The organism is Candidatus Corynebacterium faecigallinarum (assembly GCF_052264515.1).
GTDB lineage: Bacteria > Actinomycetota > Actinomycetes > Mycobacteriales > Mycobacteriaceae > Corynebacterium > Corynebacterium faecigallinarum.
On the sequence record NZ_JBQQOC010000057.1, the window covers coordinates 1 to 3,456 of the forward strand.

Consider the following 3,456-nt stretch of genomic DNA (forward strand, 5'->3'; position numbering starts at 1 on the left):
AATCGGGTGTCCACTCAACGAGGGTAGGGCCAAAACGTCTCGGTTGGAAAGTAACGGAGCACGGTAAGCCCATCGACCTCCACTGCGTGAAGAAGAACGAGGAACTCGTGGTGGAGGTGAAGGGGACTACCGGAGGTGCAGGCACTGTCACTGTCACCAAGAATGAGGTGGAGAGTGCTCGTAGGCGGCGGACCGATCTCTTCATCGTGCACAGCATTCACTTGGATAGCGACCCTTCAGCGGACACCGATGATCCCAACGACAAGGACTACTTTGGCACTTCGGGAGTGAAGAAAATCCACCGGAACTGGATTCCACAGGACCGTGATCTCACCCCGAAAACCTTCGAGTACCGCGTTGATCAGGGATCTCTGGAAGATCCAGACGACCTGCACTAACTCAAGGTACTGTGAAAGTCGTAAGAGCGACCCGACAGGCTTCCGCTGGGACATGCCTCCACGTCGCACGACATTTCGTGCTGCCTGGAGACATTCTTGCCGCTGCTTCGTACAAGCGCCGCGGAGCTGACCACCCGCTTTGCCAACCCGAGAGACCTCGCCGAACACATGGTGCAGCAGGCCAGTTTCGAAGGACTGGGCGCAGCATCGCCCGCCGAGGTCCGCTCATGGGAGAAGAGCGTTCCCGAACTGGCGAAGGCGATCAACGCCGCCGGACTCGGGGACGTCACCGTACTGCTGGAACACCAGCTCCCGCTGACTTCCAAGCGGGTGGACGCCATCCTCGCCGGCACCCACCCGACCACGGGTGAGCCTTCCTACGTCATCGTCGAACTCAAGCAGTGGTCCACTGCCCACTCCTTCGAGGACAATCCGGAGTTGGTCGATGTCCCTGGTACCCTCGGCGCCCCCCGGAGCCACCCGATCCTGCAGGTCGACGACTACCGCAGCTACCTGACCTCCTTCGCGACGATCCTCGAGGATCACCCCGAGCAGGTCCACGGGGCTGTCTACCTCCACAATGCGGACTCCCGCCTCGCCGTCGCCGATCTCGACGACCTAGTCACCGACTCTGACACGAAGCTGTTCACCGGCGGCGATGTCACCGACTTCGGCGACTACCTCCGCGCACGCCTGGCGCCCCAAGCTGATCCACAGCTGGCCGATGACCTGCAGAACACGAGCTTCACACCCTCCCGCCTGCTGCTGGAGAAGGCGGCCTCGGAGATCCGGGAGCGTGAGGAGTTCATCCTGCTGGACCGCCAGCGCGATGCCCTGAAATTGATCCTGCACACCGTGGACCAGGCTCAGAAGTCGGACAACAAGCGGGTGATCGTGGTCTCCGGCGGCCCCGGAAGCGGAAAGTCCGTGGTCGCCCTTTCCGCCCTCGGTGAGCTGAGCCGTCAGGGCAAGCGTGTCATGCACGCCACGGGGTCCAACGCCTTCACCGAGACCTACAAACGGGTGGCCGGCCATCGCCACAAGGCCACCCAGCAGCTGTTCAAGTACTTCAACAGTTTCACGAACGCCGAGAAGCACTCCCTCGACGTCCTCATCGCCGATGAGTCGCACCGAATCCGTGAGACCTCGACGAACAGGTTCACCCCCGCCGCACAACGCGCCGCTGCCCGCCCGCAGATCGATGAGCTCATCGACGTCGCCCGTACGCCGGTGTTCCTGCTGGACGAGTACCAGGTGGTTCGCCCCGGCGAAATGGGCTCACTGTTCGAGATCACCCGCTTCGCCGAGGCCAAGGGCCTGGAGGTTGTCCATGTGGAGCTGACCGAGCAGTTCCGGTGCGGTGGCAGCATCGGCTACACCAACTGGGTGGAGGGCGTCCTGGGGTTGGACGCCGTCCTCGACGTCGCGGGCGTTGACCAGGACCCCGCCGATGTACTCGAGTCCACCGTCTCGCTCAACAAGGCCGGACTCGACTACGCGGACCTCTCCCACATCCAGGTCCGGCGTCTAAATCCGGCGAATCCGCCGATGCTGCCGGTGGACCCGAACGTGGAAGTCAGCGTCGCGGATTCTCCACAGGAGATGGAGGACCTTCTCCGCCAGAGAATGGACCAGGGCTACTCGGCCAGGATCAGTGCCGGCTACTGCTGGCGCTGGAACAAGGTCACCAAGGGAGACACCGAGCTTCGGGAGGACGTCACGCTCGGCAGTTGGACGCGCCCCTGGAACAACCCGGAGAGCCGTGCTGTCGGCGCGGCCCCGCCGCGTTTCCGGTGGGCTACCGCTAAGGGCGGCTTCGAGCAGGTCGGCTGTGTCTACACCGCCCAGGGCTTCGAGTACGACTGGTCCGGGGTGATCATCGGCCCGGACATGGTGTGGCGCGACGGGGATTTCGTCACGGTCCGGGAGGGCAACGCTGACCCCGCACTCTCGCGGAACAAGCTCTCCGACCATGACTTCGACATTCTGGTCCGCCACATCTACAAGGTGCTGCTGACCCGCGGGATGCAGGGCACGGTGATCTACTCACCGGACCGTCAGACCCGAGAGGTGCTGAAGCACCTTGTCGGCCAGGACAACTCCTGAGCTGACCCCGGCGTCTGACGCGCCGCTCCCCCATCACCGCTTTACCCACCACGCGACACCGACAGGCTTCCACCAGGACATGCCTCCACGTCGCACGAGTTTTCGTGCTGCTTGGAGTGCTGAGTGTCCCACCGGACCTTCACCAGCGCGATCCCTCACCGGATCGCGCTTTTTCTTTGCAGGACGTCCTCCTTCCGGGCGTCCGATTTCAGGACGCCCACCTGCTCCGTGAGCGCTGCTCGACGGCCTCGTCCGCCGCCGGATCTCCCGCCTGATCCGCCGACACGAGACCGAGAACGACAAGCACTCACCTCAAGGAGCCGACATGGCTGAGCGATCCCGCTACATGGATTCCGCACAGAACTTCTACGATGCCACCCGCCCCGCCGCCATCGACGACCTGATCCGGTCGTTGAACAGGAAGAAGGACGTCACCGAACGGATCAGTGACACCGGGGAGGAGGGGTCCTGGAAGAACAGCCTCCCCGTCATGGCGAACATCATCCAGAACGCCGGGCTGACGAACGTCTACGTCTCCCTTGAGTTCAACCCGCCACAGTACGGACGACGTCGAGCCGATGTGGTGCTGTCCGGATACAAGGACGGTCAGCCGAGCGTGCTGGTCATCGAGCTGAAGCAGTGGAGTACGGCCACCTGGGACACGGTGAATGAGTGGGTGCAGGATATCGCCGCACGGTACGGCAATGTCGAGCACCCGGTGCGCCAGGCCTACGGATACGCCCAGATGGTCCAGCACTACATCGAGGGGTTCCACCCGGACCAGGCAGTCACCGACGCCGCCGCCTACCTCCACAACGCGGATAACGACGCTCTCCAGTCCCTCCGGACGGCCGGGTCGTGGTACGCCGAGCGCTTGTTCTCCGGCGACACCACGGGAGACAGAGAATTCACTGCATTCCTCAGGGACCACTTCGACAACGTCAACGGTAAG

Annotated in this window: 3 protein-coding genes; all 3 read left to right on the forward strand. The window is 63.3% G+C overall.

From position 1 onward, the window contains the following. A partial coding sequence (locus tag ACTXPP_RS13955; protein ID WP_443342692.1) for a protein NO VEIN domain-containing protein occupies positions 1–398 on the forward strand: 398 nt, incomplete at its 5' end. 96 nt (positions 399–494) lie between these two features. Continuing rightward, complete coding sequence (locus ACTXPP_RS13960; protein WP_443342694.1) at positions 495–2,504, forward strand: DNA/RNA helicase domain-containing protein; 2,010 nt, start codon at positions 495–497, stop codon at positions 2,502–2,504. 325 nt (positions 2,505–2,829) lie between these two features. After that, positions 2,830–3,456: nuclease-related domain-containing protein (locus ACTXPP_RS13965; protein ID WP_443342697.1), on the forward strand; the 627-nt coding region annotated here is incomplete at its 3' end.